Below are 25,991 nucleotides of genomic sequence, written 5' to 3'. Positions count from 1 at the left end.
TATCATGAGAAAATATCTGGCAGTTGTCGACAGACATAAAGCCACATCCGGCAAACGCTTTCTTAATTTCTTTTTAGACAGGCTTTTTATACAGGCTATTTATTATGCCTTCTTTTTTATATTTGGAATAGGATACGCAATAGTGTATGGAGAGGGATTTTCAGCTGAAAATGAGGATCAGAGCTTTACTTTTAGTCTGATTGCACTTCTTATTTATCTCGCTTTGTCTTTTTCCTATTTCTTTTTTATGGAATATTATCTGGGTAAGACTATCGCTAAATATATTACAGGAACGGAAGTTATCAGCATAGATGGGAATAAACCAACATCCCAACAGATTATTGCCCGTACATTTTCCCGTGCAGTACCTTTTGACTCCCTTTCTTTTTTAGGGAATAATGGCTGGCATGACAGCTGGAGTGATACCAGAGTGATCAACGGTAAAAACTATGTTGCTGAAAGACAATTAAAAGAGGAAATAAGCAGCATTGGAGCGAAAGAAATGATTTAAAAATTTTTGTTCATTAATTTTTTTTGCTATATTTGCACACCTCAAAAATGGTAAAAATGGTACTTTGGCCGAGTGGCTAGGCAGTGGTCTGCAACACCATCTACAGCGGTTCGAATCCGCTAGGTACCTCAGAGCCTTTCTATATAAAACTGAATTTCAGTAAATTATAGAAAGGTTTTTTTATTTTGTGTCTACTTTTGTGTCAACAATATAATAAACAGTCATTTTATCAGACTTGAGAAGAATAAAAATCCCAAAAACATATCTCTTATTAGATCGCTCTAACTTTTATGACCTAAAATTTAACAAATATCTTTATATTCCCTCGCGCGTGCGCGTATTGGTCCGATTAGTAATTTATGACTACGTTTTATTCCAGGAAAGCCCGCATAAACTTTTGACTGTATTATTGTTTCCCTTACACACGAACAGACACCAATAAAGTCGGCATAAACAACCATACGCAAACAGATAGGGAGATATAAAATTTCTAATTACGCGTAAGTGACTGTAGAAAAACCTTAGTACAATATGCAAATCTAATCAAACCCTCGCGCGTGCGCGTATAGACTCTAAGAACTTGGGATGATCTATTTTCCAATTATTAATAATAACTTCACCCTAGTAAACTATACGCGTAATGATCGACATAAAATCTTAGATAATTCCTTTATGGATACCCGTAATTATAAATTCTCATGTATTAATATCTTTATCAAAAATTTATTCATGAAACAGTTATTATACATTCTTATTTTTTACGCTTCAAATTTGTTTTGTCAAGATTTACCTGAAGGTATTGGCCCCTATAAAATTGATAAATTAACAATTAAACAGTTTGACAGTATTACTAAATCTCAAAACTTGAAACTTATTGAATGTGTAGGTATGAACTGCTTATACTCAAATCTAAATAAACCTAATGTTTATGTTAAAGTAATACCAAACACTAAGGAAGTTTCAGATAATTCTTATCCTACTTATTATTTAGACAACGTAACAACCTACAATATTAAAAATTTAAAGATTAATAATAAATACACCATTGGATTTGCTAATTTGATATTTGTCGATAACATTCTTTCTTTCATCCATTTTAGCGATGTAACAGGCTACCTTTCAATGGACTTTGAAACAAAATATGGATTAGGGGAACTATCTAAAACAGAAAGAGATGATTACTGCTATATTAATAGAGAGCGAATCTCATTTACTAAAAAAAACTATTATAGAACTTACACCAATGGTAATATAGAAATAAATAGAGTTATTTCGGATGGCAAAGATGATAATTGCGACCAGAAGACTTCTTTATATTTCATAGCGGAAAATCTCGAAACAATTAAAAAAATCAAAACTGAAAACAAAGCAAAGGAAGAATTCTTTAAAAATATAGAAAACAATAAAAAGAGGGACGAACTGAAAGATTTATAATTACAAAACCTCAGCGTTTTGCTGAGGTTTATATTATATTAAAGGTTTCAATCTCAATCATTCTTAGATCCCGGACATTAAATAACCCAATAGATTAGCCTTATCTTTATTTTCCTGGACTACCTTAATATTTTTCACAATAAATTCTGCTGGCTCTTCTGTAGTTCCTTTGCATTGGAAGAGCAATGATTTATTGCCTGCATAATTTGAATTCATACCCATCAATGACCTGTTTACCAACTTCTGGCCATTAACAGTGATAGATACATAATAATTTGCATTTGTTTCAGTATTGAAATCAAAATCTATTTGCATATCAAAAAAAGCATTCATTGGAATTTCTTTCCCTGTCCATATCCTCTCAAATCCTGCGACAAAATTAGTAGGTTTAATGATTCTCCATATTTCCAAATTACCCGAAGTATCATAGTCTATTGACTTAACAATCGAAAATATTGGCCTTACGGAAAGTGTCGGATGAATTACTGCAAAAGAGAATCCGGATTTATTAATGTTATCGTCATTAGTGTTATTGGTTTCACCATATTGATTTATAATTCCATCCAAAATATCCATGTTATATGAGTTGTTAAGCTGCAGAAACTTAACTTTCATAAATACAGAAAAAACATTGCCGAAATCAAATTTTAAACTTCTAATCTTAGCTTGATTATTTACTGCTGTAATATTATCTATTAGCTTAATTCCACCATCAAAAAGTGTTACATTATTTGAATCAAATCCATCAGAGAAATTTTCCCACTGATCAATATTTGTCGAACCAATGGAATTTGCTTTAGAAATTTGAACATATAAATTTATTTGAGAAGAAAAAGACGATATATCTGATTTCTTTAAAATATAATCAATTTCATTTCCAATTGTGAATGTAAAATAATCAGAAGCTAAATTCACCTGTGAAGCGGAACCTTTAATGGTGAACTGGATAAACTTTGATCCGGCAGGAATTTGTATATCTGGTCCAAGAAGCCCAAATTTTATAAGGGAACCTAAAGAATCTGTCAGCCGATAATACGCTCCATTTATAGATACATGTGATGTGAACTTCGTATACTGTGAAATATCTATTTGGGGTGACAGCTTTCGAACATTTGTCGGATCAGGTTGAATAAGACCAGCTGCATCTATATAACCACTTGTAAAAGAATCGAAGTTTGAGTATTGCGAAAAGCCGTAATTAGTATTCTGGCTAGTCTCTCTTAAATCAATTCGATTCTCTAATTCTACAGGACTAACTATTTTTTTCACTTCACCTGGAATTACAATATGATAATTAATTTTAATCACATTAAGATCAACTTCAACAGATGTTGATTTAATGCCTATGTCTATTTTTACCGCTCCGGAAGGAACAGCAATTGGCGTATTATTGTTTGTTAAAAATATACCTAAAGTTATATTAGTAGCACTCAAAAAAACACCTCTATAAGCAGCATTCCAATTTATAAAATTAATTGTATTTGTATGTACAGGCAACGTCAAATAACCTGTGCGTCTTCTGGATGTATCATTAACGAGTACACCTGAGGGATCATAAAAACCTGTTGGGTAAGAAGTTATTAATGTACCCTCGAATGTTTTTGAACTGGTAGTAATAATGTCATCTGATCCCATAAACCAATTATTTATCTGCTCTCCTCCCTGTGCTTTTACTGCGTCTGTGGGATCAAATGCTTCAGCAACATCAACACCTGGCAATTTGTTAGCCTCTTTAATCCAAGAAGTTCCGTTATAAAAGAATAATGTATCATATCCTTCAATGGCCTTTAAACTACCAGCACTGGGGTAATTTGTTCCTGGACTTGCTGAATATATTGTTGGTTTATGCCAAGTATTTGCAGTAAAAGGCCTAGTATCTGATGGCGAGATTGGCTTTGCAATATTATGTAACAGCTGATAAAATATAGCAGTTGTCATTCTTTTTAATTTTCCATCCCCATCCTCAAACAGTAAATTTCCATCTTCGAGAGTCGTTATCTCTTCCAGTTCATTTATTGACTTTAGCTTTATAAAAGCTGTATTTATATTCTTTGTTGTCATTTTTTATTTGTTATTTTTATAGAGTTGGAAAACTCTTAATTATATTTTTATGGGTAAGAAAACTCCGTTACCCTCCTTTTTTATGAGTAAGAAAAACCGTTCTATCAAATCTTTTTTATGGACTCTAAAAATTCAGGAACTTTATTTTTTTTGACCAAAATTATTTTCAATCCTATATTGATGAGGTTCCCAATTTCATACTCCTATTCTTAGTAATATTTATATTAAATTCTGCATATTCCAAGTTTATCAGTAGAGAAGGGTCATTTCTAATTTTGACCTTTCCAGTATTCATCAGTGTTTTCTGTGTGGAATTTGCAGAATTTTGAAATGATAAAAATTTATCGATTAATTGCCCTTTAATTTGTCTGCAAATCGTTCGAACCTCAACATTAGTTTTCATATATTTTTGCCGTTCATAATTAAATTTATCTCTATTAGAGTCATTCAAAAACGCATCAAATTTTTCTTTTTCAAAAGTGAAAAGAATGTTTTCCCATTCATCTAAAAGAGATTGAAATAATCCACTGTAAACTTCCTCATTGAAAAGGTCCTTTACTGTGCTAATTCCCAATTTAGAAATGCATTTACTCTGTTTGCTTTTTACTTCAAACCGAAAGGTATTTAGATCAATACCATATTCCGGATGCTCCATAAACTGCAGCCCCTTTGCATACGCTTTAATTTGTTTATACTTCGTCGCGTCTGTAATTTTGAAGTAAGGCTTTGCTGCATCTGGAGCTATGAAAGGCGTTCTTTTATGGAAAGAAATTCCACCGATGAGGTTTTTGATCTCTGTGTCAGGTACTAAATTTAGCCCATACTCAATATTCACTGCTTTTAATAGGCCAAATTCCTCCTGTCTTAGCTTTATCTGTATAAATATATCCCGTAACGTTTTTAAGCAGTTTTTGGGGCTGAAATCATTACCATTATGTAAATAGCCATTAAAGTGATAATGCGGACTTATTGACACCTCTAAATGTCTAAAACCAATCAGATAACCATTTTCAATACTTTTCCTAAAATCAAACCTCATCAATGCACCAAACTTTGAATAGCATACATAGTTATTATTTTGAGGTTTACGGGAAAGCATTTCCTGTTCTGCAAATCGCCATAATCTCTGTATAATATCCTGATCAGTAATTGAAAATTTCAAATTATCCAGCATTATTTTCACTATCTTTGTGTTGTAATCGGTTGCCACCATTACATATTTTGAACAATCAGGGAACTTAATGGCTCCCTTTTTTTCGTTACTAGATGGCATATTTAGTTAGTAAGCGAAGTTTGTATTTACAGTATGTAACACAACGTTTAATAATGTCTTTCGCTGCCGGATTCTCCTGGACTTTCTGAAATGCTGTTTCCAGATCCTCTTTTTCAGATTTGTATCTAATTAAGAATTCTTCTTGAAGCTGCTTCGCTTCTTCTTCAGTACACACACTGAAAAGACTCCGTGTATTTCCTTTTTGTTTTACTCTATCCGTGACACGGATTAAACCAACCTTTTCAAGTTCACTCATTCGGTTGGTTACTAAGTTTGTTCTGGTTTTCAATTCATCTGCAATATCTTCATACGTGCAAGGCTGAATTTTTCCGATAACCTCAAGAACCTCATTCATTCTCTCTGCAATGCTACCTCTTACTTTCAGGTAGGCTTCCAATCTTGGTGTAATCGCTGCCATAATATTTAAGTTTAACTGAGTTTATTTCTATTAATAATCTGGTCAACTTCAGCACGCTTGAAATATACCCGGTTTCCAAAGCCGTAGGAAGGGATCGTTTTATCTTTCCTCCACCTGTGCAATGTTGAAAGATCAATCTTTAAAAGTTTACAAACTTCATTACGAGTTAAATACTCTGTTGGCTCTTTTGGCTGGAACTGTACAGAAAGTCTCTCTGTAAGTTTAGGAATCAGTGCTTCTTCGATTCCTTTAATAAGATCTGTAGGATTAGTTCCTACGAATTGAATTGTATTCATAACTATCTGTTTATGTTATGATACAAAGGTATCTGCTATAAAAAATAAGGGAGTGCAAAAACACTCCCATTTAACTCCCGTATGATATTTTATTTAAGTTTATTGCATGCCATTTAACAACTGTTCCATCTCTTCCACATATTGGAATGCTGTATATTTATCTATTTGATAATTTGGATTTTTAGAGTTGAGATTTAGTCTATTTTTATAGACAAATTCTTTTTTATCCGCATCTAACAATAATGCAACTATTTTATTTTGATCATCTTCAGATAATTCTGTAATAGTTGGCAAATCAAAAAATCCAATTGCTTGTAATAAAGCTAATTTTTTTGGATTCGTTAAAACGACCCTTTTTCTTTTTTCATCATTATTATTCTCAGGACGGTTTAGAGCTGCTTCAATTATTTTATTTGTTAGAAAACTTAGTATATTATTTAACTCCATATATAAACTCACCCCTATATCTAGTCGATTTTCAATCAGTCTATTCATCTCAAAACTATACCTAATTGTTGCTTTCTCTAAAGTTCCATCTATTTGGCTTTCAAAAAGATCAGGGAATTTGACAAAGACAAATCCTCTAAATACCTCCCAGTGAAAATTATTTTTAATAATATCAATTAACTGATCGTTAAATAAATCCCCTAATACTCTAACCAATCCACTATAATAATCATCTAGTTTTTCATAATAATCTAACAAAGTTATTTTTTCAGCATCTTCACTTAAATGTATTACATATTCTTGCAAATAGTTTTCTTCGAATTCCTTAAAAATATAATGTGGTATAATTTCCATATTTCAAACAGTTATTTTCAGTTGCCAACATAAAGTTATGAAAAAAAATAGATGCTTTTAACATCTCATTTTTTACTAATCTTCGTTTTCTAGGATTGCTAATTTTGCTTTTAAGATCAACAGGGAATCAGAGTTTAATTTTTTATTTTTCAACTCTTTTTTTGCCTGAGTCTTTTCGATAGACTTAAATCTTTTGTGCGCATCATTTCTTACACGAACAACGATACTATGTAATTGAGTAAAATCAATAAGATTGTTTTCGTACAATACCCTTGCATCGTAAATAATGGATGATAATTTTACAAGGCAATATATTTGGTATTTACCAATGTTACCTTTGCGAGCATGATCACTCATTGATGATCCCAAACTGTGGAAATCTGGATATTTATTACGATCTCTGTAAAAACCCCAATTGAAATGATTTAAAACAGAATTGAAATTTATAAGTCCCCAACTTAATCTTCTTTCTTCAAGAAGTTCAATATCTCTTAATGCTTCAAATGATACATTGTTTAATTTTCTTTCATTTGATTTTTCTTGTACTTTTGTTTTCATAGTGGTTAGTTTTTATTAGTCATTATAAATCCGAATTTTCCATATCGTATAGATTTGTTTATTTTAATCCAATATTTTCCTTTGAATCCTGTAATGATTTTAACTTTTGAGAGGTTAATTAATGCCATCTGTTCCCGCAGGTGGCTTTATATTTTTCCTTTCTGGATTTTATCTTTTATATAATCTGAACAAAACTTCCGGATCTGCTGTTTTTCTTTTTTACTTACAGTTACTTGCCCAAGTGTTCCGTTTATAATTTCCATTTTTTGCTCTCGCGGAAGTTTATTCAGATATTCTTTTGCTATTTGATAATCTAATTTATTCCCCATAATTTTTTTTTCCGTACCTTCTTTTTGCTACCTTATTCAAAGCAATCTGGACGCTTGGATCAATTTTCCCGGCATCCACTCCGGTATTCTCTAATGCTAATTTTTCCAATAATTCGATTCTTGCCCAAATTTCACTAGAAGACTGCTTATATTTTTCGTCTGCTCTACGTTGCTTCATTTTAAGGGCATTAATCTCTTTTTCCAATGCGTCCATGATTAAATTATTTTATTCCGTATTTATTTTTGAAATCTTGAAAGGATTTTGATTTTTTAAGAAATTCAGAATACTCACGTTCTAATTCTCTTCTTGTCTTCTTCAGTTCTTGTAACCCCAGAAGAGTTACTTTACAGAGGCTTTCTCTTTCTTTGTCTGGAAGCTTATTCAGATATTCTTTGCTATTTCATATTCTAATTTGCTGCTCATATAATTTTATTTTCTAAGCCAGTCTTTATATTCTTCAACTGACCATTTGTGAAATTTCATTTGATTGCCTCTTCCGGATTTGCTTTTTTCAGCCTTTCTAAGTGGACATTCTATATTTCTTAGATCCTTCTTTATTTTCTCAACACTCACTCCTACATACTCAGCTACTTCATTGGTTCTTGGCACTTCAATTTCTGTCCAAAATGACTTGTTAAAATATCTTTCAGCCCAACTTGCCGGAACCAAAACATAACCTTCGGGAATTATAATATTGTTTGCCATAATTATGATGTTTTTATTTTTTTCTCAGAAAGATCTTTAAATGTTTTGGCCGTCTGCATGGCCCAGTCATCTGCTGTTTTACCAATGTAATTGAGAAACTGGGATTCTGATTTATGTCCGGTAATCGACATAAGCTGAGGTGTTGTAAACATTTTATTTCCATAAAAATTAGTAGCAAATGAACGGCGGCAAACATGAGAAGAAACCAGGTTACATTTTTCAGTTTCTACAATCTCATTCTTTTTTGTCTCTTCATTGTAAACTTTACCTTTCACCATTTCATGAACCCCTGCCAGTTCACAAACCTTCTTTATATGCCTATTAAATAATACAGAATTAGAACCCGGATTACTTGCGAATGTTGGTGGAAAATCACCATGGTATTTTTCTAAAATAGATTCAACCTCATCATGTAAGGGAATAACAACCTTTTCTCCTGTCTTTTGCTGTGTGATCTCAATAAATCTGAATGAGTTACCATCAGCATCTGTTTTGGTGTAAATCATTCTTTTATTCATCCGTAGTAAATCACTAGCCCTTTGTCCTAAATAACAACCTAAAACAAGCCAGTCTTTAGCTGTATCCCAATCCTTATTCAGTGTAATGATCTGTTTTATTTTTTCTATCTCATCAAAAGATAGAAACACCTTATGCTCACTATTCGTTGTTCCTGTGGAAAACCCTGCAATTTGATGGTGTATTTGCTTTCCATTATTCCTGGAGTCAAATATCACCGTTTTAAGGTTCTTAATAAATCTTGTAGCTGTTGTGTCCATTAAACCGCAATCAATGATGAGGTAATTTTTAAAATCAATTAGCACTTTCCCACTAACATCTTCAATTAAATAGTTCTTTTTTTTCTTTTTCTGATATTCGGCAAAACGATCCTTAAGATTATTATACTTACGAATAGTACAATCGGTATAGGATGAAATACTTTTTTTGAAGTCTATAAAATTGACAAGGTAGTTTAAGAAAACACTATCATCTACTTTTTCATCAATCCGTTTAAAGTATTTGTTTAATTTCTCTTTCAGCCAATCTGTATTCAAAAGTACTCCTGCAGCAAAATCAGAGTTATATTCATTCAATAAATGATTTGATAATTCCCTTAATTGCCTAGTAAGTATTTTATTTTTAGGATTATTTTGTTTTGGAAAGTTCGTATCAGAACTCCAATCAGAATGATTTATGACCAGATCTGTAGATGTCCTTAATTTCAAATCTCTTGAAATCGATAATTGTATCTGTATTTTAGAATTCGTAGACTTTGTACGTAAATAATATCTAATCGTAGCCATAATTATATTTTGAACAATACGAAGATAGAAATTATTTTATAACGTGTCCACATTTGTGTCTACATTTTTACAATAAAATAAAATCATATGAAATGCAAAACAATATAAATAGCCTTTAAATAAGCTTATTTACAGTATTTTATTAGAGTATAAAAAAGTATTGATTATTTATATTTGGGTACGCTAGGTACCTAAGAGCCTTTCTATATAAAAACTGGATTCCAGTCAATTATAGAAAGGCTTTTTATTTTGTATGTATTGTTGTCGGCAATTCAAAAAACTTTTTTAATTTCTGTCAAATGAGTTAGTTTCTAACATTGTTATATTTTTATTTAGAAAATAAACTAAATATTCATTTTATTTGAAAATTTTCCATTAACTACACGACCTTTATTTTGCCAGAGAGAAACTTTCATTAAATGATGGAAAATAAAAAAATCCCTCTAACTGAGGGACATATGTTATGGATTTGGAATAATAGGAATGCAATAGCAATTACAAGCTGCATCTTCTTCTGGTCCGCAAATGCCAGTAGCCTCACATATGAGCTTATATCCTGGCTTACAAATACCATCAGTAACTCCACCTCCCTTAATAGCTTTTAGGTTTCCTTTAGAAATTTTTTTGAGATTTTTCATTGTATAATTTTTATTTATTAAACACTAAATATAGCAACAATTCCCCAATTATAGAATTAAAATAACAATTTATTAATTACGAAAAGCCACAACGATACTATACACAGACTTTAGAGTAAAGTTTAGCTATTTATACTCAATCTATCGCCCGTTCAAAACTTAAAATGAATATGCAATCATCCATATTCCTGAGTATCAGAAAGAAAAATTTCCAGATCTGATTTTCACCCTGACTTTTAACAGTTATAATTTAATCTGCCGATTTGTGCTTGCAAATAGCTGATATTCTAAATTATGTTTACTCCGGAGTAAAGGATATTTTGTTCCTTAAAAACATTTACCAATTTTAAATAACATTAATACCATAAAAAATATAAAACCAAAAAAAATCCCCGAATTGCTTCGGGGATAAAAACTAATAACCATGAAAACTCAAATTAAACATGAGTTGCTTCATGTATTGAAAAATCGTGCCAAAGTTGTTATTATAATAAATACTTTTTTATTTTTTTATTCAATATAATGACCATCGTTTATAAGTTATTACAGATGAATAAAATACAAAATATCCTTTAGAATTGGGTAATAGTTGATGATCATAAAAAAATAAAAACTAATTTGAATAAATGTCCAGTTGCGGATTTATGATTAATATCATATCCTAGCGTCTGCATGGAAAATAAAAAAAGCCTCCTGATGGAGGCCTCAAAAACACAAATGATGAAAAAATTTTATAATTTAAATAAGAAAAATTATTCTTCTAATTCTACAATTTAAAGGTAATACTTTCATCTTTTTCATTTTATGAGTATAATCATAAGATTTTCATTTAATCAAATCATTAATTTAGCTTACTCTTCCCATGTTATCGGTATATATACAGTAATATACCCATCAGCATCCACCTGAGCATCTGATACAGTTCCGGTCACCGATCCGTAACCAACCCAGCCTCCCTGCCCCTGCATCGCAGAGAAAGTATAAGTTCCCGCAGGAATGCCTTCATTATATCCGGGCAATGTCTGGAAGCCTCCACCGTAATACGTATCATAAACCTCCCCTGTAACTGTATTTTCAGCAAGGAAGCTTCCTACATCATAACTTCCTGAAAGCGTTTTTGTTCCATCCAAAGATATAAGCCCGAATCTTACCTTATAAGTTTTCGTTTTTGAAGCTTCTTTAGAGGTTTCGGAATGAACCTGAGACTGTACATCTGTTACTATATCATCATTTGAAGAACACGAAATGACAACGGCTGACAATAGCATAAAAGTTATTGCCTTAAAAATTGATATTTTCATATTAAAGTAATTTTTGGTTTTTCAAAAGTAACCAATTCATATGAATTGAGTAAAAACTTTTAATTAACTTAAAATTACATCCTTCTCATTCTGGTAAGCTAAAGTAATGTCAAAAACAATCAGGCTTTAATTAGAAAATTGCCACTTTAACATTTCTTAACTGAATTTGGCTTCATAATTGAAAATAACTAGGAAGTTGATGCGTTTTGGCTAAGACTACCTATTAAAAATTTGAATTATGAGAAAGATAGTATTAGCAGGTTTTTTATCAGTCTTTTTACTGACAGCCTGCAAAAAGGACGAAAGGACAGCTGAAAAATCTCTTGAAGAGCAGAAACTTGAATTTCAGGCAAGACAGCTTGAAATAGAAAAACAGAAGCTGGCTATTGAAAAAGAAAAAATTGTGTACGAAGCACAGAAAAAGGCAGACAGCATTGCTGAAAGTAAAAAATCTCAGGCAGCTGCATCCAATAATTCAAAGCCTCAGATTATAAGAGAAACAAAAACAGTATACAGAGACAGAGGGTCAAACTCTAATTCAGGAGGCGGAACCTATGCAGATAATGGAAGCAATTCCTCTCAGGGAACCACTGCCACCCAAAAGAAAGGATGGAGTAAAGCAGCTAAAGGAACCGCTATTGGTGCCGTGGGTGGTGCTGCAGTAGGAGCTATTGTTGCTAAGAAAAACAGAGGTCTTGGAGCCGTGATTGGTGGTGTAGTTGGTGGTGCAACCGGTTATACAATCGGTAGGGCTGGAGACAGAAAAGATGGAAGAGTTCAACCACGTTAATTAATATTTTAACGATAACATTTAAAGATTGCTTATTTTTAGGCAATCTTTTTTTATGATTTTACTTTTACTTTCTTCAGTTCTTATTTTTTCAGTACTCGCGGGCTGGGGAAAAATCATGGAATACTTTTTCGGCTCCCTATTTGATGGAATTTCGGGTAGTATTTTAAGCGGTATACTAGGACTCAGCCTTATATGGACTGCTCTGGCTTTTTTCATTCCTATTAATATATATGTAGAAATTCCCTTTCTATTATCCGGAGTTTTTTTCTTTTTCAAAAAGAAATTATATCAGAAAATTAACTCCTTTTCAAAGAAAGATATTCTTCTGATTGGCAGTATTTCATTGCTCATTTTATACAGCAGTTCCTTTTATCCTTATATATTGGACCATTTTGGATATTATATACCCACAATCAAATGGCTCACAGAGTATGGCCTGGTGAAAGGCATTTCCAATCTGGATTTTACATTAGGACAAATGTCGGTATGGCATATTTTCCAGGCGGGATTCGCCGGTTTATCAGATCCTTATTTAAGAATCAATGCCATTCTTCTGATCATTTATACTTTTTATATTTTTGAGAAGAAGAGTTGGATCCATCTATGTTTTATTCCCATACTCTTACTTTTCTCACAGTCACCAAGCCCTGACCTTCCTGTTATTACTTTATCATTAATTATTTTAAATGAAATCATGACAGGAAACAAAAACATCAGTCTTCTTTTTGCTTATGCTGTTTTTGTTTTTTCGATAAAACCTACCATGATATGGCTCCCATTAATGGTATTCCTGTGTTCTGTATTTATTTTTAAACCCAATTATAAAAACTGGATCATAGGAACCGGGATTCTTATTTTGTTTTTTATTAAAAATATATGGACCTTCGGATATCCTGTATTTCCTGTTGCCATAGGTGATTTTGGATTCAGTTGGAAACCCAATCCGGAAGTCTTAAAAATTTCTTCACAATACGCTATTCAGAAAACCTACGACATGCAGTACAGCTACGGGGATATTCAAAAATTCTCTTCTTATGATGTGATCAGAAACTGGTTTACACTGGAAGGAATTAAATCAAAAATCAATATCATCTTCATTTTAAGTCTGGCTATCTTTTCTGTTTTTGCTTTCATTAAAAAGCAAAAAATTATTAGTCTGATCTGTATTTCCATATTAATAAAAAGTATACTGGTATTAGCTTTTTCAGCACAATACCGTTTTTTTCTTGATGTATTTTTCGTGATCGCTTTTATCCTGTTTATTCATTTCAGCAAAAAAAATTCACTTGCTTTTTTTTCCGCATCAAGTGTATTGGTGATAGGAATTTTAAGCTTCCCCAATTTCATCCGTCAGTATATTCCGAGCTTCAGACCGGGAAACTTTATGGCCGGATTGAAAAAAGAACAGCTCTACAAACCTTCAGCTTACCATTATAACAAATTTGAAACTTTTAAAACAGGAAATTTAAAATTCAATGTATCAAAGGATTACCCCTTTAATTTTGACACTCCTATTCCTGCAATCTCTGTAAGTTATATTTTTGATGATGCAAAAGCAGGAATTTTCCCTCAGTACATTGATGAAAAAAATATCAAAAAAGGATTTATCTGGAAAAAACTCACACCGGACGAGAAAAAAGAAGTACAGGACATTATCCATACTATCAAAAACACTGATAAATAGAACAAATACAGAAACTTTATTATCTGAAGAAAAATAGGTAATTTTGTATCATGTTCAACACATTAGGTAATCTTCTCAGTCTTACAACATTTGGAGAAAGTCACGGCGTGGCTTACGGCGGTATCATCAATAATTTTCCGGCAGGTTTAACGGTAGATTTCGATAAAATTCAATTTGAATTGGATCGTAGAAAGCCAGGCCAATCTGCGATTGTTACTCAAAGAAAAGAAAGTGACACGGTAAAGTTCCTTTCCGGGATCTTTGAGGGAAAAACGACAGGTACTCCAATCGGTTTTATTATAGAAAATGAAAATCAGAAGTCTAAGGACTATGATCATATCGCAGATTCATACCGTCCGAGTCATGCAGATTTCACGTATGACCAGAAATTTGGTATCAGAGACTATCGCGGCGGCGGAAAATCTTCAGCCAGGGAAACCATCAACTGGGTCGTTGCAGGAGCATTGGCAAAACAGTTTTTATCCGGCATCGAGATCAATGCTTATGTTTCTTCCGTAGGCGATATTTTCTGTGAAAAACCATATCAGGCATTAGACTTTTCAAAAACAGAAAGCAATGATGTTCGTTGTCCGGATGCTGAAACTGCAGAAAGAATGATCGAAAGAATTAAAGAGATCAAGAAAGAAGGCAATACCATCGGAGGAACAGTTACCTGCGTAATCAAAAACGTGCCTGTAGGGATTGGAGAGCCTATCTTTTCCAAACTTCAGGCTGAATTAGGCAAAGCCATGCTGAATATCAATGCCTGCAAAGGATTTGAATATGGAAGCGGCTTCTGCGGTGCTAAAATGACAGGAAAAGAGCATAATGATGCTTTCAATACTGATTTCACCACAAAATCTAATCTTTCAGGAGGAATCCAGGGAGGAATTTCCAACGGAATGGATATTTATTTCCGTGCTGCATTCAAACCTGTAGCGACTATTTTAAGACCTCAGGACAGTGTAGATAAATATGGAAATCCAGTAGTAGTGGAAGGAAAAGGACGTCATGACCCATGTGTAGTGCCAAGAGCCGTTCCTGTTGTGGAAAGCTTAGCTGCATTTGTATTGGCTGACCTGTTTTTAATCAACAAGACAAGAAACATCAATAATTTTTAACATAAATATTTTTGGTAATGGAAAATTACTGGGATCAGGGAATTTCTTTTGAAGAATATGTCAGTATCGGAAAAGAAAGATTGGAAAATCCTTCCAGCCAACAGGAAATCGAATACAGGCAATACTACGAATTAGGGTTGCAGAGAATGGACAGAACATTAAAAAAATATGTCCCGGATGAAGAACAGTTAAAAGAGTTGGCTTCTAAAAATTTTGACGGAAAAATTCTGATTATTTCAGAAGCATGGTGCGGAGATGCCAGCGCTACGGTTCCTGCGCTTGTTACTTTCTTTAAAGGACACAATGATGTAAGAATTTTCCTGAGAGACAGTGACAAAAGCCTAATTAATCAATACCTGACCAACGGTACAGAATCTATCCCTAAAGTGCTCATCCTGGATAAGGAATTCAATGTAAAAAATTCATGGGGACCGCGTCCGAAATATGGATATGAATTATTAATGAAACATAAAGCAGATCCGGAAACTTACCCAAAAGATAATTTCTATAACGACCTGCAGCTGTACTATGCTAAAAACAGAGGCAAGGATGCTGTTCAGGAGATTTTGGAACTATTGTAAATAGACTTAATTCTATACGGCAAAAAATAACAATAAAGATCAACGCATGAAAAAGAATATCATTTATCTTGTCCTTATCATAATTATCGGTGTAATAGCTTTTGTTCCGGGGGTAAAAGAATACCTGAGAGATCAGTTCTTCCCGATCGCCACGATTGAAAATGCCGTACATGTAAGTGAAGAAGATTATGACATTGAGCTGAAAGGAATCAATGTGCCAAGTACCAATCTTAAAACTTTTAAGAATAAGCCTGTTTTCCTTAATTTTTGGGGAACATGGTGTCCGCCGTGCAGAAAAGAATGGCCAAGCATTCAGAAACTATATGACTCAAGAAAAGGAAATGTAGACTTTATTCTTATTGCGATGAATGACAAGGAAGAGGATATAAAAAAGTTTTTAAAAGAAAATAATTATTCCGTTCCTGTCTATATTGCACAAAGCCCTATTTCCGAAAAAATTCTTCCAAAAGTATTCCCTACCACTTTTCTTATTGATAAGCACGGAAGAATCATCATTAAAGAAGATGCGTCCAGAGATTGGAACACAGAAACTGTGCATCAGTTTATTGACAACATCATCAAGTAATTATTTTTAACTAAATTTTATAATTTATTGGTATAGAATTTGCGAAATTTACTACGTTGAAAAATTTATTAAAACTAAACACAAAATGAAATATTCAAAATTGAATCTTGCAAAAGAAGCGATCGGCCATAAAGGCTTTATTAAAAAAATTCCTGACATTTTCAGGATGGTCAGATTATGGAGAAAAGGAGAATACCCAATGAGGTCCATCGATATCATTCTCCCTCTGCTGGGGCTTTTATATGTAATTTCCCCTATTGACATACTTCCTGAATTTGCCGTTCCAGTTTTAGGAGTTATGGATGACCTGGCAGTATTGTCACTGACGATTCCAAAACTGATCAAGGAAGTGGACAAATTTTTGCTGTGGGAAGCAGAACAAAGGCTGAACGGCACTAAAATTATCGATGCAGAAATTGTAAAATAATAATTTATAGAAATATTCTTTAAGCCATTCTGAAACATTTCAGGGTGGTTTTTTATTGACAAATGGTTGATAAATTTTTAAGCGTTGTTTCAAATCATTAAATTTGCAGTATCTAATAAAAAAGAATGGAAAGTAAAAAAGAATTTTTCTTAGAGTGCTACAAGCTGGGCATCATCAAATTCGGAAGGTTTACCTTAAAAAGCGGTATCGAAAGTCCGTTTTATGTAGACCTGAGACCTTTGGCCTCAGACCCTAAAATCTTGAAGAATCTGGCTAATTATTTACTGGAAATGCTTCCACTGGATAATTTTGATTTAATCTGCGGAGTGCCTTATGCAGCACTTCCGATGGCTACTGCAATGTCTTTGGAAAGTTATATTCCATTAATTATTAAAAGAAAAGAAGCCAAGAGCTACGGAACCAAAAAGCTGATCGAAGGAATTTACCAGAAAGGCCAGAACTGTCTTTTAGTAGAAGATGTGATCACTTCCGGAAAATCTCTTGTAGAAACCATTGCAGAGGTAGAGCAGGAAGATCTTAAAGTAGCCGATATTGTTGTGGTTCTTGATAGAGAACAGGGCGGGAAACAGTTGCTGGAAAGTAAAGGTTACAGAGTTCATACCCTTTTTAATATTTCAGAAGTTTGCGCTATCCTTCAGGAAACCGGAGAACTTTCTGATGAAGAAGTAAAAAGAATCCAGGACTTCCTTCAGGGGAACCATATTCAGTTTGAAGAAAAGACGAGAAGTTCTTACGAGCAGAAATTAGAGCATGCTCAGCATTCGGTTTCTAAAAAACTGCTTGAAACTGCCCTGGCAAAAAAATCAAACCTGATTGCTTCTGCTGACGTTACTAAAACACAGGAACTACTTGATCTTGCTGAGAAAGTAGGACCTCACATCATAGCATTAAAAACGCATATTGATATTATTTCAGATTTTGAATACGAAAAAACGATTGTTCCTTTAAAGGCATTGGCTGAAAAGCACCAGTTCTTATTAATGGAAGACAGAAAGTTTGCAGACATCGGTAATACACAGGAACTACAGTTCACCAGCGGCGTATTTAAAATTACGGACTGGGCAGATTTCGTTACTTCACAGGTGATCGGAGGATTTGAATCTTTGGACTGTTTCAAAAATGTAGGCGTTGTCGCAATCGTAGGAATGTCTTCCAAGGGAGCTCTCACTACGGCAAGCTATCGTGAAGAGGCTCTGAAAGTAGCATTATCACATCCAAATGTGATTGGAGGAGTGTCACAGAATCAAATTCCTGAAGAGCTGTTACTTTTCACTCCGGGTGTTAATCTTGCAGATTCAGGGGACGGAAAAGGACAGCAGTACAATACTCCTGAACATGTTTTCAGAATGCTTCACTCCGACTTCATCATCGTAGGGAGAGGTATTTATAAATCTGAAGATCCTGAAACCGCTGCCATTATTTATAAAAATGAGGGCTGGAATGCATATGTTAATTCTTTGCAAAAAAACGTAGTCCAAGGCTAAAACCCTACTGGATATATTCAAAATAAGTTTATATTTGGGCTTTATCACAGGATTTTGAAAAAGATTACGACTTGCCTTGTTTTGTTTTGGGGAATTGTACAGGTTTCCGGGCAAAAAGACAGCATATACATTGAAGCTAAATTATCTGCCGACAGAAAGATGCTGGAGGTTAACCAGGAAATTGTGTATTACAATCATTCCGGCAAAGACCTGCAGTCGGTAAAGCTTCTCAATTGGGTTTCTGCCTATAATAAAAAAGGAACATCACTTGTGTACAGAAAGCTGGAAGACAGGAACAGTGATCTTCATTTTGCGAAAAATGATCAGCTGGGTACTCTTCTGGATCTCCAAATTAAAAATTCAGAACAGCCTGTTTCAGTGAATTCCACATCAGATGAGAATCTTTTTCTTCCTCTGAAAGAGGCTTTGAAGCCTGGCGAAAGCATTAAACTACAGCTTCAGTACAGAATGCACCTTCCTGATAAGAAATTTACAGGCTACGGTACATCTGATAAAATCACTGCATTAAAATATTTCTTTATTGTTCCGGATCATTTTGATCCGGACAATATTTCCAAAAGGAACTATCACGATATTGAGGAATCGGTAAGTTTCAATACCTTTTGGACCGTTAATTTTGACCTTCCGCCTAACAGTTTCATTGAAAGTAATCTGCCACAGGTTCAGATGAATGCATTTAAGGGGTATCTCGATTCTGATCCTGAATTTATTATCTCACAGAACGGACTTCCTTCTATAAAAATAAATGTTGATGGAGCCGATACTGAGATTAAATTCGGATATAATCTGAAACCGGAAGAAAAACAGAATCTTGAGTTTTATCTGCCTTTGCATTTAAAATTCATTAAAGAAAAAATAGGTTTTCTCCCAAAAAATCTATTCATTTCGGAAAAATTCAAATCTTCAGAAGATTTCTTCGGGAGTAATGATATCTCTTTCTGGAAATTCAGATTTCAGCTGTTCACAGACTCTGAGAAAACAGATCTTGATTATTTCGGAATCATGGCAAAAAAAATACTTGACGAAAGCATTATTGCAGATAAACAGAAAGATCACTGGTTTAAAAACGGTTTAAAATCATATCTGGAAATCCAGTACCTTCAAAAGTTCTACAAGGAGACTAAATTATTGGGTAATTTGCCTGAGACGCGTATTTTTGGCGTAAAGCCGTTAAAGCTATTCCATGCCTCTAAAGTAAAATTGATCGACCGTTACGGACTTGCCTATCAATATATCATGTCACAGAATCTGGACCAGAAGATCAGCGAAAACTTTACGGTTTTGAGCAACTTTAATGATATGGCAGTCAGCAGTTTTGAAACAGGAAGCCTTTTTAATTATACTGCCGAAAAAATGGGCTATGAGCAGTTCAATAGTATCCTGAAAGATTATATTTCCAAAAATACAGACAAGAAAATTGAGCCGGAGGAATTTCTGAAAGAACTGGCTGAAAAAGATAAAACATCAGAATATCTCGCCAATTTTTTAAAACAAAAGAACAGGGCTAACTTCAGACTTAAAAATGTCAGGAAGCAGGACGATTCTTTGAATATCAAAATTGGTAAAAATATGGATTCTCCCATCCCTGTACGTCTTGAAACACAGACCAGCGAAGGAGAAGTAAAATCTTATTGGATAGAAACAAAAGAAAACGAAAGAATCACCAATTTTAGTCTTCCTGCTTCAGAAGATATCCATAAGGTAACCTTAAACTCGGATTATATTTTCCCGGAGTCTAAGTACCGTGACAATTTTTTATATGCAAAAGGGTTGTTTTCGAATGCAAAAAAAATAAAATTTAAACTTATCAAGGACATCCCAAATCCTGAATATAACGAAATATACGTCAGCCCAAGGGTACGTTTTAATAATACGTATGATAAATTCCTTTTGGGTGTTAATTTAAAAAACCAGTCTTTCTTCGATCAGAAGTTCCTGTACTCATTTACACCAACTTACAGTACCGGAACCGGAAAACTGACCGGATCAGGCGCTATCTCCTACTCTTTTCTTCCAGCTGAAAGTGTTTTCAGAAGTATTACTTTTGGAGTATCGGGCTCTTACTTCCATTATGATTACGGGCTGGCTTACAGGAAAGGTTCGATCTTTTCCAATTTCAACTTCAGAAAAAATCCCCGAAGTACGGTAAGCAGAAGCTTAGGATTTTCTTACAATTATTTGGAGAGGGATCTCAGTCCCAAAATGATCGCTAATAAAGATTATGACAAATATAATCTTTGGAGTGCAGGCTATGGGTACAGCGACAGCCAGATGATCCATGAAAAAAGCTTAAGCTTAAGCACTCAGGGTATGGAGGATTTCAATAAAATAACTGCAGAAGGATTTTACAGATGGGAATTTGCTCCAAAGCAAAAGTTAAGTGTTAGGTTATTTGCTGGTTATTTTATAAGAAACGAGACTAGGAATAATACGTTCAACTATGGAATCTCAAGGGTATCCAACTATTCTTTCTCTTACAATTTGCTGGGGGAAAGTGCTAACAGCGGTCTTCTGTCACAACAGTTTATCCTGGCTGACGGAGGGTTTAAATCTTTCATCCCGGGATCTGTCAATCAGTGGATCACTTCTTTTAACGTAGATTCAAGCGTATGGAAAATCTTTCATGTGTATGCAGATGCAGGGATCTACAAAAATAAAAACCGCCCCGCAGAATTTATCTGGGACAGTGGTATCAAAGTGAGGCTTATCCCCGATTTTCTTGAAATATATTTCCCGATACAATCATCATTAGGCTTTGAACCTTCTTTCAAGGATTATGCAAAACGTATAAGATATACTTTGGTACTTAATCTTGGTGCCGTTATCAATGCTGCGAGAAGAGGTTGGTATTAAAATAAAAAAAGCAACTGTAAAACAGCTGCTTCTTTAACATGTTATATTGAAAACTAACTATTAATCGTTTTGAAGTAATTTCATTCAACATAATGACATTACTATTCATGGCAAGTATACATCAAATAAAGGACCAAAAAATTAAAATATTCAAAAGAGCTAAAACAAAAAAGATAATATGCATTATTAGATGTTTTAGTTTAAAATTTTAATAAAAATTCTATTATTGAAACAATAAAAAAGCTCCGGCCATTTCTGCGAAATGGCCGGAGCATATATTGAAACTAAAATTAGTCTTTCAAAATCTTCTGAGATACCGGCTCATTATTTACAGTTCCTGTAACGATGTAGTTTCCTTTTGCCAATTCAGCAACATTTACACTACCGTTTTCTTTTACAGAAGCAGATTTAACAACCTGTCCGAACATATTATAAACTTTCACATCCTTCACATCAGCTCCGAAAGTAATTTCATCGCTTTTCACGAAAGTATTTTTTACAAAGTTCCCAGCTTTTGCATTTTTTGTATCTGAAACAGCTAAAGTTCCTGAATTTGAATTCTGAGGAGTTGGAGTTCCTGCTGTAAAATCCGTGGCATTATTGTTAGTATCTCCTGTTGCTCTTGCAATTGAAGTTGTATTTGATGGTGCTGGAGCAGAAGCTGTTCCTTCAAAAGCACTTGCAGTACTGCCATATCCTAGATAATCAATTACATTTGACGCTGTTGGAGATGTTGGAGCAGTACTATTAGTAGTTAAAGCAATTTTTCCCGCACTTCCAGATAAATTAATTGTTCCAATAGCGTCAGGGGTTGGCAAATCTACTCCTGCACTTCCTGCACTCCCCTCTTGTAATAAATAAGTTTGTCCTGGAGCTAAAGTTATATTTGGTAAAGCATGATTACTGTTACCTCCATTGAATGTCCCTGCAGCCGAGGCATACTGTAAATAAGCACCTGTTAAAGTAACTGAAGTAGAACCGATATTTTTTAATTCTACAAAATCGTATTTATACAATATAGCTGCGTTGCTACCACCGCCAGCTCCATAAATTTCATTAATCACAATTTGTGCATTCATAGATGCTGCTGCTGAGATTAATCCCAAAATAGTAAAGATTTTTTTCATTATAAAAAGTTTTTTATTACGAGATAAAAATACAAAAAAACCTTTACTATATTAAAATGATGGCATATAATTAACAATTAATTAAAATTGCTTTTTAACTATCTTTCCCAAAACCCTTACTACCATTGATATTTCACATTGTAGACTAAATCACTTTTCAAAGAATTATTATATTTAAAATTGTATTTCCACTAATTGATGTAGATTTAACTATGAATAAAAATTCAATGATTACTAAATTCAATTATTAATAATTTACATCATAAAATCACCTGTAATTTTCAGTGATTTACAATAATTAGATTAAATTTCTGTTAATAATTCTAAACTCCTTTCCATTAACATTTTTTAGCTATTTTTACGAATTATTTTTAAACACTTGCGCAATCTTTTTCTTCTGATCGGTTTGGTTTTCATGGGCATATTTTCGGCCCATGCGCAAATATTTTCGTGGAAAAATCCAAACATTCCGGAAGACAGTATTAAAAAAGACAGCATCCTTGCGGCCCGTTTTGAACAGGATATTTTTGCAAAAGACACCTTGGATTTTGTGAAGACCAACAATAAAATAATCGTAGACGAAGCAGTACTTGTCAAAAACGATAAGAAAAGATTTTTAGGAGAACTGAACTCTAAAGGTTCCATTATCCGTGGGATCACTTTCGGTAATAACCAGGGACAGTCTGTACAGAGTTCCATGGATCTTCAGATTTCCGGAAGGCTTTCTAAGGATGTGACTATCCTGGCAAGTATTTCGGATCATAATCTTCCCATTCAGGCTGATGGCTATACCCAGACCCTGGAAGAGTTTGATAAAATCTATATGCAGCTGAATATTAAGGATAAGTCGATCCTCAGAGCGGGGCATCTTGATCTTGTAGAATCCAAAAATTATTTTGCAAAATTCCAGAGACGAAGCATGGGGCTTGAGTTTCAGACTGAATTCGGAAAGGATAACAAAACTTTTGTGGATGTTTCCATGGGTGTTGCCCGGAGTGAATTTCACAGAGTGCGTTTTCAGGGTGTGGAAGGTAACCAGGGACCCTACCGCTTAACCGGGAAGAATGGCGAGCAGTTTATCACTCTTATTTCAGGCTCTGAACAGGTATTCATTGATGGTATTTTAATGAAGCGTGGCGAAAATCAGGATTACGTTATTAATTATAATACCGGAGAGGTAACCTTTACCAGTTTCCGCCCGATTTTTCAACAGAATTTCATTACAATTTCTTATAACTACACGAACAGGAATTACTCCCGATATTTATTTACCGGAAAATTAGAGCATCAGAGAGAAAAGTTCAAAGTAGGACTGAACTGGTTCATGGAAAACGATAATAAAAATGCCCCTCTTTCTTTAAATCTCTCCAAAGAAGATGAAAAAATCCTTGCCGATGCGGGTAATGACCCCAATCTGATGTATGCACCATCAGGAGTAGTTACTCCGTATGATGTTAATAAAATCCTGTATCGCTTAAATCCAGCCGGAAATTTATACGAATTTTCTACAGATCAGAATGAAACACTTTATCAGGTTTCTTTCACTTATTTTGGTGTTAATCAGGGAGATTACAAAATTACACAGACGACCAATAACGGACGTGTTTTTGAGTATGTCGGGAATAATATGGGAGATTATAAAGCGGTAAGAAAGCTTCCTTCTCCTCAGAAATCGCAGGTTTACTCGGTAAATTCCGAATATCTTTTAAAAGACGGGAAAATAGGGGCTGATTTCTCCCTGAGCAATTATGACCTGAATTTATTTTCTTCAAAAGATGCCGCTCAAAACATTGGATACGCATGGCGTATTTTCGGAAATAAAAGTTTTACAAAAAATAACTGGAAAGGAACTCCGAGCTTTGAATATCAATATATAGATAAGCAGTTCCATATTTTAGACCGTATTAATGATGTAGAATTCTCGAGAGATTTTAACCTGGTACAGGAGTTCAGCCAGAGAACTCAAAACAGGTTTATATTCAGCTTTTTAAATAAATGGAACAATAAATCTACTCTGAATTACCGCGTAAACTACCTGGATGAACAGGATACCTACAAGGGGATAAAAAATGATCTTGATCTTAGCTGGATCACAGGAAAGTTCTTTACAAAAGGAAACTTGTCATACCTTAATACGAATGCTACACTTCAGGACACGAAATTCATCCGGGGTGGAGTTTCTACAGAATTTACCGGTAAAAAAGGAAGCTGGGCCGTTGGGGGAAGCATGGAACATAATGAGAAGAAGTATAATGATACGCAGCTCATGGATGTTACCAGTTTCAGCTGGAAAGAGATCTTTGTTCAGAAAAAGATCGGTGACAGTACACGCACAAAGCTTCTTGCAAAAGTGTATATGAGAGATAACGACTCTGTACGAAACAACAGGCTGGAAAGTATGAATAATATCCTGGGGATCATGGCAGAAAGCCAGCTTATCAAAACCGAAAGAACTACTTTAAATGCTTTGATACACTATAGAAAATTCTTTTACCAGAGTGATAATGCAGACATGACCCGAAATAATGATTTCGTAGTCGGAAACATTCTGTATAACCAGCAGTTGTTCAGAAACGGGATGCGCCTGCAGGCATTTTATGAACTTGGAAACGGACAGGAAGCTCAAAGGGAATTCCAGTACCTTAAGGTAACAGACGGACAGGGTGTTTATAAATGGACTGATTATAACGGAGACGGTATACAGCAGCTCGATGAATTCGAAATTGCAGAATATTCTGACTTGGCACAGTATATCAGGATTTATACAAATTCTGTACGCTATATTCCTTCCAATAAAAATAAAATCCAGTTGGCATTGTTTGTTAATCCATCGATTGTTTTCAATTCTGAAAACGTATTTTTAAAACGCTGGAATTTTAATGTTTCCTTAAACTCACAAAACTCTTTCTACAAAAAAGATAAAGTTCTGGTACTGAATCCTTTTGAAAAGGGCAGTGATCAGATCTTGAAAAACCAAAATATTTTAGCCTCTGTCCAGTTTAATCCAACTGAGAAGTCCGGCTGGAACGGAAACTACCGTTTTATTACTAATGATAACCTCATCAATGCCAATTTCAGTAATGAAGAACGTGAGCAGGTTTCCCATTTCATCAATATTGGATATTGGTTTAACAAGGAATTCAGAGTCGATTGGGAAAATTCGATCCATGATCTTAGAAATTCATCCCAGCTATTTGCCACAAGGGATTACCGTTTGAATAATATTGAAACAAAACCGAAAGCCACCTATAAATTTACAGATGCTATACAGGCTGAACTTTCTTCTGCTTACCGTCAGAAAAAAAGAATAGATGGTGAAGAGCTCCTGAAAGCTTTTGATGTGACGGGAACCATTCAGTGGGAACGCAAAAAAACTTCAATCAGAGGAAACTTCTCTTTCATTAATAATGATTTTACCGGAAACAATTTCAGTATTGTAGGAAACCAGATGCTGGACGGCCTTAAGCCCGGAAAAAATCAGGTATGGAGTGTCTTTATTCAACAGGCTATCAACTCTTTCCTTCAGCTCAATTTAAATTATGAAGGAAGAAATTCCGGAGACAGAACCATTCACATCGGAAGTATGCAGGTAAAAGCGAGCTTTTAATTGAGTGAGGAAGTTTGAGGGTATGAGAGATTGAGATTGGAGTTAATTACTGGTTGCCA

24 protein-coding genes and 1 tRNA gene are annotated in these 25,991 nt (G+C 34.1%); 12 read left to right on the top strand and 13 right to left on the bottom strand.

Annotated elements, in window-relative coordinates; genetic code table 11:
* Nucleotides 1-4: 4 nt before the first annotated feature.
* The 3 genes from DRF60_RS14480 to DRF60_RS14470 all read left to right on the top strand — a co-directional run bounded on the left by DRF60_RS14480 (nt 5) and on the right by DRF60_RS14470 (nt 1,945).
* Nucleotides 5-511 carry an RDD family protein gene (locus DRF60_RS14480; RefSeq protein ID WP_116012732.1) on the top strand — a complete coding sequence of 169 codons (507 nt, stop codon included), beginning with the start codon at nt 5-7 and terminating at the stop codon, nt 509-511.
* A gap of 58 nt (nt 512-569) precedes the next feature.
* Nucleotides 570-640 (top strand) — tRNA-Cys (locus tag DRF60_RS14475).
* A gap of 600 nt (nt 641-1,240) precedes the next feature.
* Nucleotides 1,241-1,945, top strand: a complete 705-nt coding sequence (locus tag DRF60_RS14470; RefSeq protein ID WP_116012731.1) for a hypothetical protein — start codon at nt 1,241-1,243, stop codon at nt 1,943-1,945.
* Nucleotides 1,946-2,008: 63 nt separating this feature from the next.
* Here DRF60_RS14470 and DRF60_RS14465 read toward each other — a convergent pair whose 3' ends face one another.
* The 12 genes from DRF60_RS14465 to DRF60_RS14415 form a co-directional block, all read right to left on the bottom strand.
* Nucleotides 2,009-4,006 carry a hypothetical protein gene (locus tag DRF60_RS14465; RefSeq protein WP_116012730.1) on the bottom strand — a complete coding sequence of 666 codons (1,998 nt, stop codon included), beginning with the start codon at nt 4,004-4,006 and terminating at the stop codon, nt 2,009-2,011.
* A 172-nt stretch (nt 4,007-4,178) separates the two neighbouring features.
* On the bottom strand, nt 4,179-5,279 hold the full coding sequence (locus tag DRF60_RS14460) for a hypothetical protein (protein ID WP_116012729.1): 1,101 nt from the start codon (nt 5,277-5,279) through the stop codon (nt 4,179-4,181).
* Nucleotides 5,269-5,697 carry a hypothetical protein gene (locus DRF60_RS14455; RefSeq protein ID WP_116012728.1) on the bottom strand — a complete coding sequence of 143 codons (429 nt, stop codon included), beginning with the start codon at nt 5,695-5,697 and terminating at the stop codon, nt 5,269-5,271. Before DRF60_RS14455 ends, DRF60_RS14460 begins: the two co-directional genes overlap by 11 nt.
* A gap of 11 nt (nt 5,698-5,708) precedes the next feature.
* Nucleotides 5,709-5,993: a helix-turn-helix domain-containing protein gene (locus DRF60_RS14450; protein WP_116012727.1), complete on the bottom strand. Its 285-nt coding sequence runs from the start codon at nt 5,991-5,993 to the stop codon at nt 5,709-5,711.
* Between the two features lie 99 nt (nt 5,994-6,092).
* The gene (locus DRF60_RS14445) at nt 6,093-6,794 is read right to left on the bottom strand and encodes a hypothetical protein (protein ID WP_116012726.1); all 702 of its coding nucleotides are present in this window, start codon (nt 6,792-6,794) and stop codon (nt 6,093-6,095) included.
* Between the two features lie 75 nt (nt 6,795-6,869).
* Entirely contained in the window at nt 6,870-7,352 is a 483-nt protein-coding gene (locus DRF60_RS14440; RefSeq protein ID WP_116012725.1) for a hypothetical protein, read from the bottom strand.
* A gap of 146 nt (nt 7,353-7,498) precedes the next feature.
* Nucleotides 7,499-7,681: a hypothetical protein gene (locus tag DRF60_RS14435; RefSeq protein ID WP_116012724.1), complete on the bottom strand. Its 183-nt coding sequence runs from the start codon at nt 7,679-7,681 to the stop codon at nt 7,499-7,501.
* Nucleotides 7,671-7,895 carry a hypothetical protein gene (locus DRF60_RS14430; RefSeq protein WP_116012723.1) on the bottom strand — a complete coding sequence of 75 codons (225 nt, stop codon included), beginning with the start codon at nt 7,893-7,895 and terminating at the stop codon, nt 7,671-7,673. Before DRF60_RS14430 ends, DRF60_RS14435 begins: the two co-directional genes overlap by 11 nt.
* A gap of 216 nt (nt 7,896-8,111) precedes the next feature.
* Entirely contained in the window at nt 8,112-8,387 is a 276-nt protein-coding gene (locus tag DRF60_RS14425) for a hypothetical protein (RefSeq protein WP_116012722.1), read from the bottom strand.
* A gap of 2 nt (nt 8,388-8,389) precedes the next feature.
* On the bottom strand, nt 8,390-9,688 hold the full coding sequence (locus DRF60_RS14420; RefSeq protein ID WP_116012721.1) for a tyrosine-type recombinase/integrase: 1,299 nt from the start codon (nt 9,686-9,688) through the stop codon (nt 8,390-8,392).
* A gap of 461 nt (nt 9,689-10,149) precedes the next feature.
* The gene (locus DRF60_RS21190) at nt 10,150-10,326 is read right to left on the bottom strand and encodes a bacteriocin-like protein (protein WP_157967970.1); all 177 of its coding nucleotides are present in this window, start codon (nt 10,324-10,326) and stop codon (nt 10,150-10,152) included.
* Between the two features lie 851 nt (nt 10,327-11,177).
* Nucleotides 11,178-11,627 carry a hypothetical protein gene (locus DRF60_RS14415; RefSeq protein WP_116012720.1) on the bottom strand — a complete coding sequence of 150 codons (450 nt, stop codon included), beginning with the start codon at nt 11,625-11,627 and terminating at the stop codon, nt 11,178-11,180.
* 238 nt (nt 11,628-11,865) lie between these two features.
* Between DRF60_RS14415 and DRF60_RS14410 the strand changes: the two genes are divergently transcribed.
* From DRF60_RS14410 to DRF60_RS14375, 8 genes are all read left to right on the top strand, one after another.
* Nucleotides 11,866-12,417, top strand: coding sequence for a glycine zipper domain-containing protein (locus DRF60_RS14410; RefSeq protein ID WP_116012719.1), 552 nt, complete (start codon nt 11,866-11,868; stop codon nt 12,415-12,417).
* 55 nt (nt 12,418-12,472) lie between these two features.
* Nucleotides 12,473-14,104 carry an LIC_10190 family membrane protein gene (locus DRF60_RS14405; protein WP_116012718.1) on the top strand — a complete coding sequence of 544 codons (1,632 nt, stop codon included), beginning with the start codon at nt 12,473-12,475 and terminating at the stop codon, nt 14,102-14,104.
* Nucleotides 14,105-14,154: 50 nt separating this feature from the next.
* On the top strand, nt 14,155-15,225 hold the full coding sequence (gene aroC, locus DRF60_RS14400; RefSeq protein WP_116012717.1) for a chorismate synthase: 1,071 nt from the start codon (nt 14,155-14,157) through the stop codon (nt 15,223-15,225).
* A gap of 17 nt (nt 15,226-15,242) precedes the next feature.
* Entirely contained in the window at nt 15,243-15,806 is a 564-nt protein-coding gene (locus DRF60_RS14395) for a thioredoxin family protein (RefSeq protein WP_116012716.1), read from the top strand.
* A gap of 46 nt (nt 15,807-15,852) precedes the next feature.
* Entirely contained in the window at nt 15,853-16,392 is a 540-nt protein-coding gene (locus DRF60_RS14390) for a TlpA family protein disulfide reductase (protein WP_116012715.1), read from the top strand.
* A gap of 85 nt (nt 16,393-16,477) precedes the next feature.
* Nucleotides 16,478-16,819 (top strand): YkvA family protein, encoded by a 342-nt coding sequence (locus tag DRF60_RS14385; RefSeq protein ID WP_116012714.1) that lies wholly within the window; start codon nt 16,478-16,480, stop codon nt 16,817-16,819.
* A gap of 125 nt (nt 16,820-16,944) precedes the next feature.
* Nucleotides 16,945-18,324, top strand: coding sequence for an orotidine-5'-phosphate decarboxylase (gene pyrF / locus DRF60_RS14380; RefSeq protein WP_116012713.1), 1,380 nt, complete (start codon nt 16,945-16,947; stop codon nt 18,322-18,324).
* A gap of 54 nt (nt 18,325-18,378) precedes the next feature.
* Entirely contained in the window at nt 18,379-21,198 is a 2,820-nt protein-coding gene (locus tag DRF60_RS14375) for an aminopeptidase (RefSeq protein ID WP_238640216.1), read from the top strand.
* 290 nt (nt 21,199-21,488) lie between these two features.
* Here the strand turns inward: DRF60_RS14375 and DRF60_RS14370 are convergent, their stop codons facing one another.
* A complete protein-coding gene (locus DRF60_RS14370) occupies nt 21,489-22,325 on the bottom strand; it encodes a lamin tail domain-containing protein (protein ID WP_116012711.1) in 837 nt (278 codons plus the stop codon).
* 415 nt (nt 22,326-22,740) lie between these two features.
* On the opposite strand from DRF60_RS14370, the gene DRF60_RS14365 reads away from it, so the two are divergent.
* A complete protein-coding gene (locus DRF60_RS14365; protein ID WP_116012794.1) occupies nt 22,741-25,932 on the top strand; it encodes a hypothetical protein in 3,192 nt (1,063 codons plus the stop codon).
* Nucleotides 25,933-25,991 lie beyond the last annotated feature (59 nt).

The organism is Chryseobacterium elymi, assembly GCF_003385495.1.
Lineage (GTDB): Bacteria > Bacteroidota > Bacteroidia > Flavobacteriales > Weeksellaceae > Chryseobacterium > Chryseobacterium elymi.
The sequence above is the reverse complement of the archived record's forward strand: the minus strand, read 5'-3'. Positions and strand labels throughout refer to the sequence as shown.

Coding starts and splice junctions, on each gene's coding strand:
- DRF60_RS14480 (WP_116012732.1), top strand. CDS start 5: ATGAGAAAATATCTGGCAGTTGTCGACAGACATAAAGCCACATCCGGC.
- DRF60_RS14470 (WP_116012731.1), top strand. CDS start 1,241: ATGAAACAGTTATTATACATTCTTATTTTTTACGCTTCAAATTTGTTT.
- DRF60_RS14465 (WP_116012730.1), bottom strand. CDS start 4,006: ATGACAACAAAGAATATAAATACAGCTTTTATAAAGCTAAAGTCAATA.
- DRF60_RS14460 (WP_116012729.1), bottom strand. CDS start 5,279: ATGCCATCTAGTAACGAAAAAAAGGGAGCCATTAAGTTCCCTGATTGT.
- DRF60_RS14455 (WP_116012728.1), bottom strand. CDS start 5,697: ATGGCAGCGATTACACCAAGATTGGAAGCCTACCTGAAAGTAAGAGGT.
- DRF60_RS14450 (WP_116012727.1), bottom strand. CDS start 5,993: ATGAATACAATTCAATTCGTAGGAACTAATCCTACAGATCTTATTAAA.
- DRF60_RS14445 (WP_116012726.1), bottom strand. CDS start 6,794: ATGGAAATTATACCACATTATATTTTTAAGGAATTCGAAGAAAACTAT.
- DRF60_RS14440 (WP_116012725.1), bottom strand. CDS start 7,352: ATGAAAACAAAAGTACAAGAAAAATCAAATGAAAGAAAATTAAACAAT.
- DRF60_RS14435 (WP_116012724.1), bottom strand. CDS start 7,681: ATGGGGAATAAATTAGATTATCAAATAGCAAAAGAATATCTGAATAAA.
- DRF60_RS14430 (WP_116012723.1), bottom strand. CDS start 7,895: ATGGACGCATTGGAAAAAGAGATTAATGCCCTTAAAATGAAGCAACGT.
- DRF60_RS14425 (WP_116012722.1), bottom strand. CDS start 8,387: ATGGCAAACAATATTATAATTCCCGAAGGTTATGTTTTGGTTCCGGCA.
- DRF60_RS14420 (WP_116012721.1), bottom strand. CDS start 9,688: ATGGCTACGATTAGATATTATTTACGTACAAAGTCTACGAATTCTAAA.
- DRF60_RS21190 (WP_157967970.1), bottom strand. CDS start 10,326: ATGAAAAATCTCAAAAAAATTTCTAAAGGAAACCTAAAAGCTATTAAG.
- DRF60_RS14415 (WP_116012720.1), bottom strand. CDS start 11,627: ATGAAAATATCAATTTTTAAGGCAATAACTTTTATGCTATTGTCAGCC.
- DRF60_RS14410 (WP_116012719.1), top strand. CDS start 11,866: ATGAGAAAGATAGTATTAGCAGGTTTTTTATCAGTCTTTTTACTGACA.
- DRF60_RS14405 (WP_116012718.1), top strand. CDS start 12,473: ATGATTTTACTTTTACTTTCTTCAGTTCTTATTTTTTCAGTACTCGCG.
- aroC (WP_116012717.1), top strand. CDS start 14,155: ATGTTCAACACATTAGGTAATCTTCTCAGTCTTACAACATTTGGAGAA.
- DRF60_RS14395 (WP_116012716.1), top strand. CDS start 15,243: ATGGAAAATTACTGGGATCAGGGAATTTCTTTTGAAGAATATGTCAGT.
- DRF60_RS14390 (WP_116012715.1), top strand. CDS start 15,853: ATGAAAAAGAATATCATTTATCTTGTCCTTATCATAATTATCGGTGTA.
- DRF60_RS14385 (WP_116012714.1), top strand. CDS start 16,478: ATGAAATATTCAAAATTGAATCTTGCAAAAGAAGCGATCGGCCATAAA.
- pyrF (WP_116012713.1), top strand. CDS start 16,945: ATGGAAAGTAAAAAAGAATTTTTCTTAGAGTGCTACAAGCTGGGCATC.
- DRF60_RS14370 (WP_116012711.1), bottom strand. CDS start 22,325: ATGAAAAAAATCTTTACTATTTTGGGATTAATCTCAGCAGCAGCATCT.
- DRF60_RS14365 (WP_116012794.1), top strand. CDS start 22,741: ATGGGCATATTTTCGGCCCATGCGCAAATATTTTCGTGGAAAAATCCA.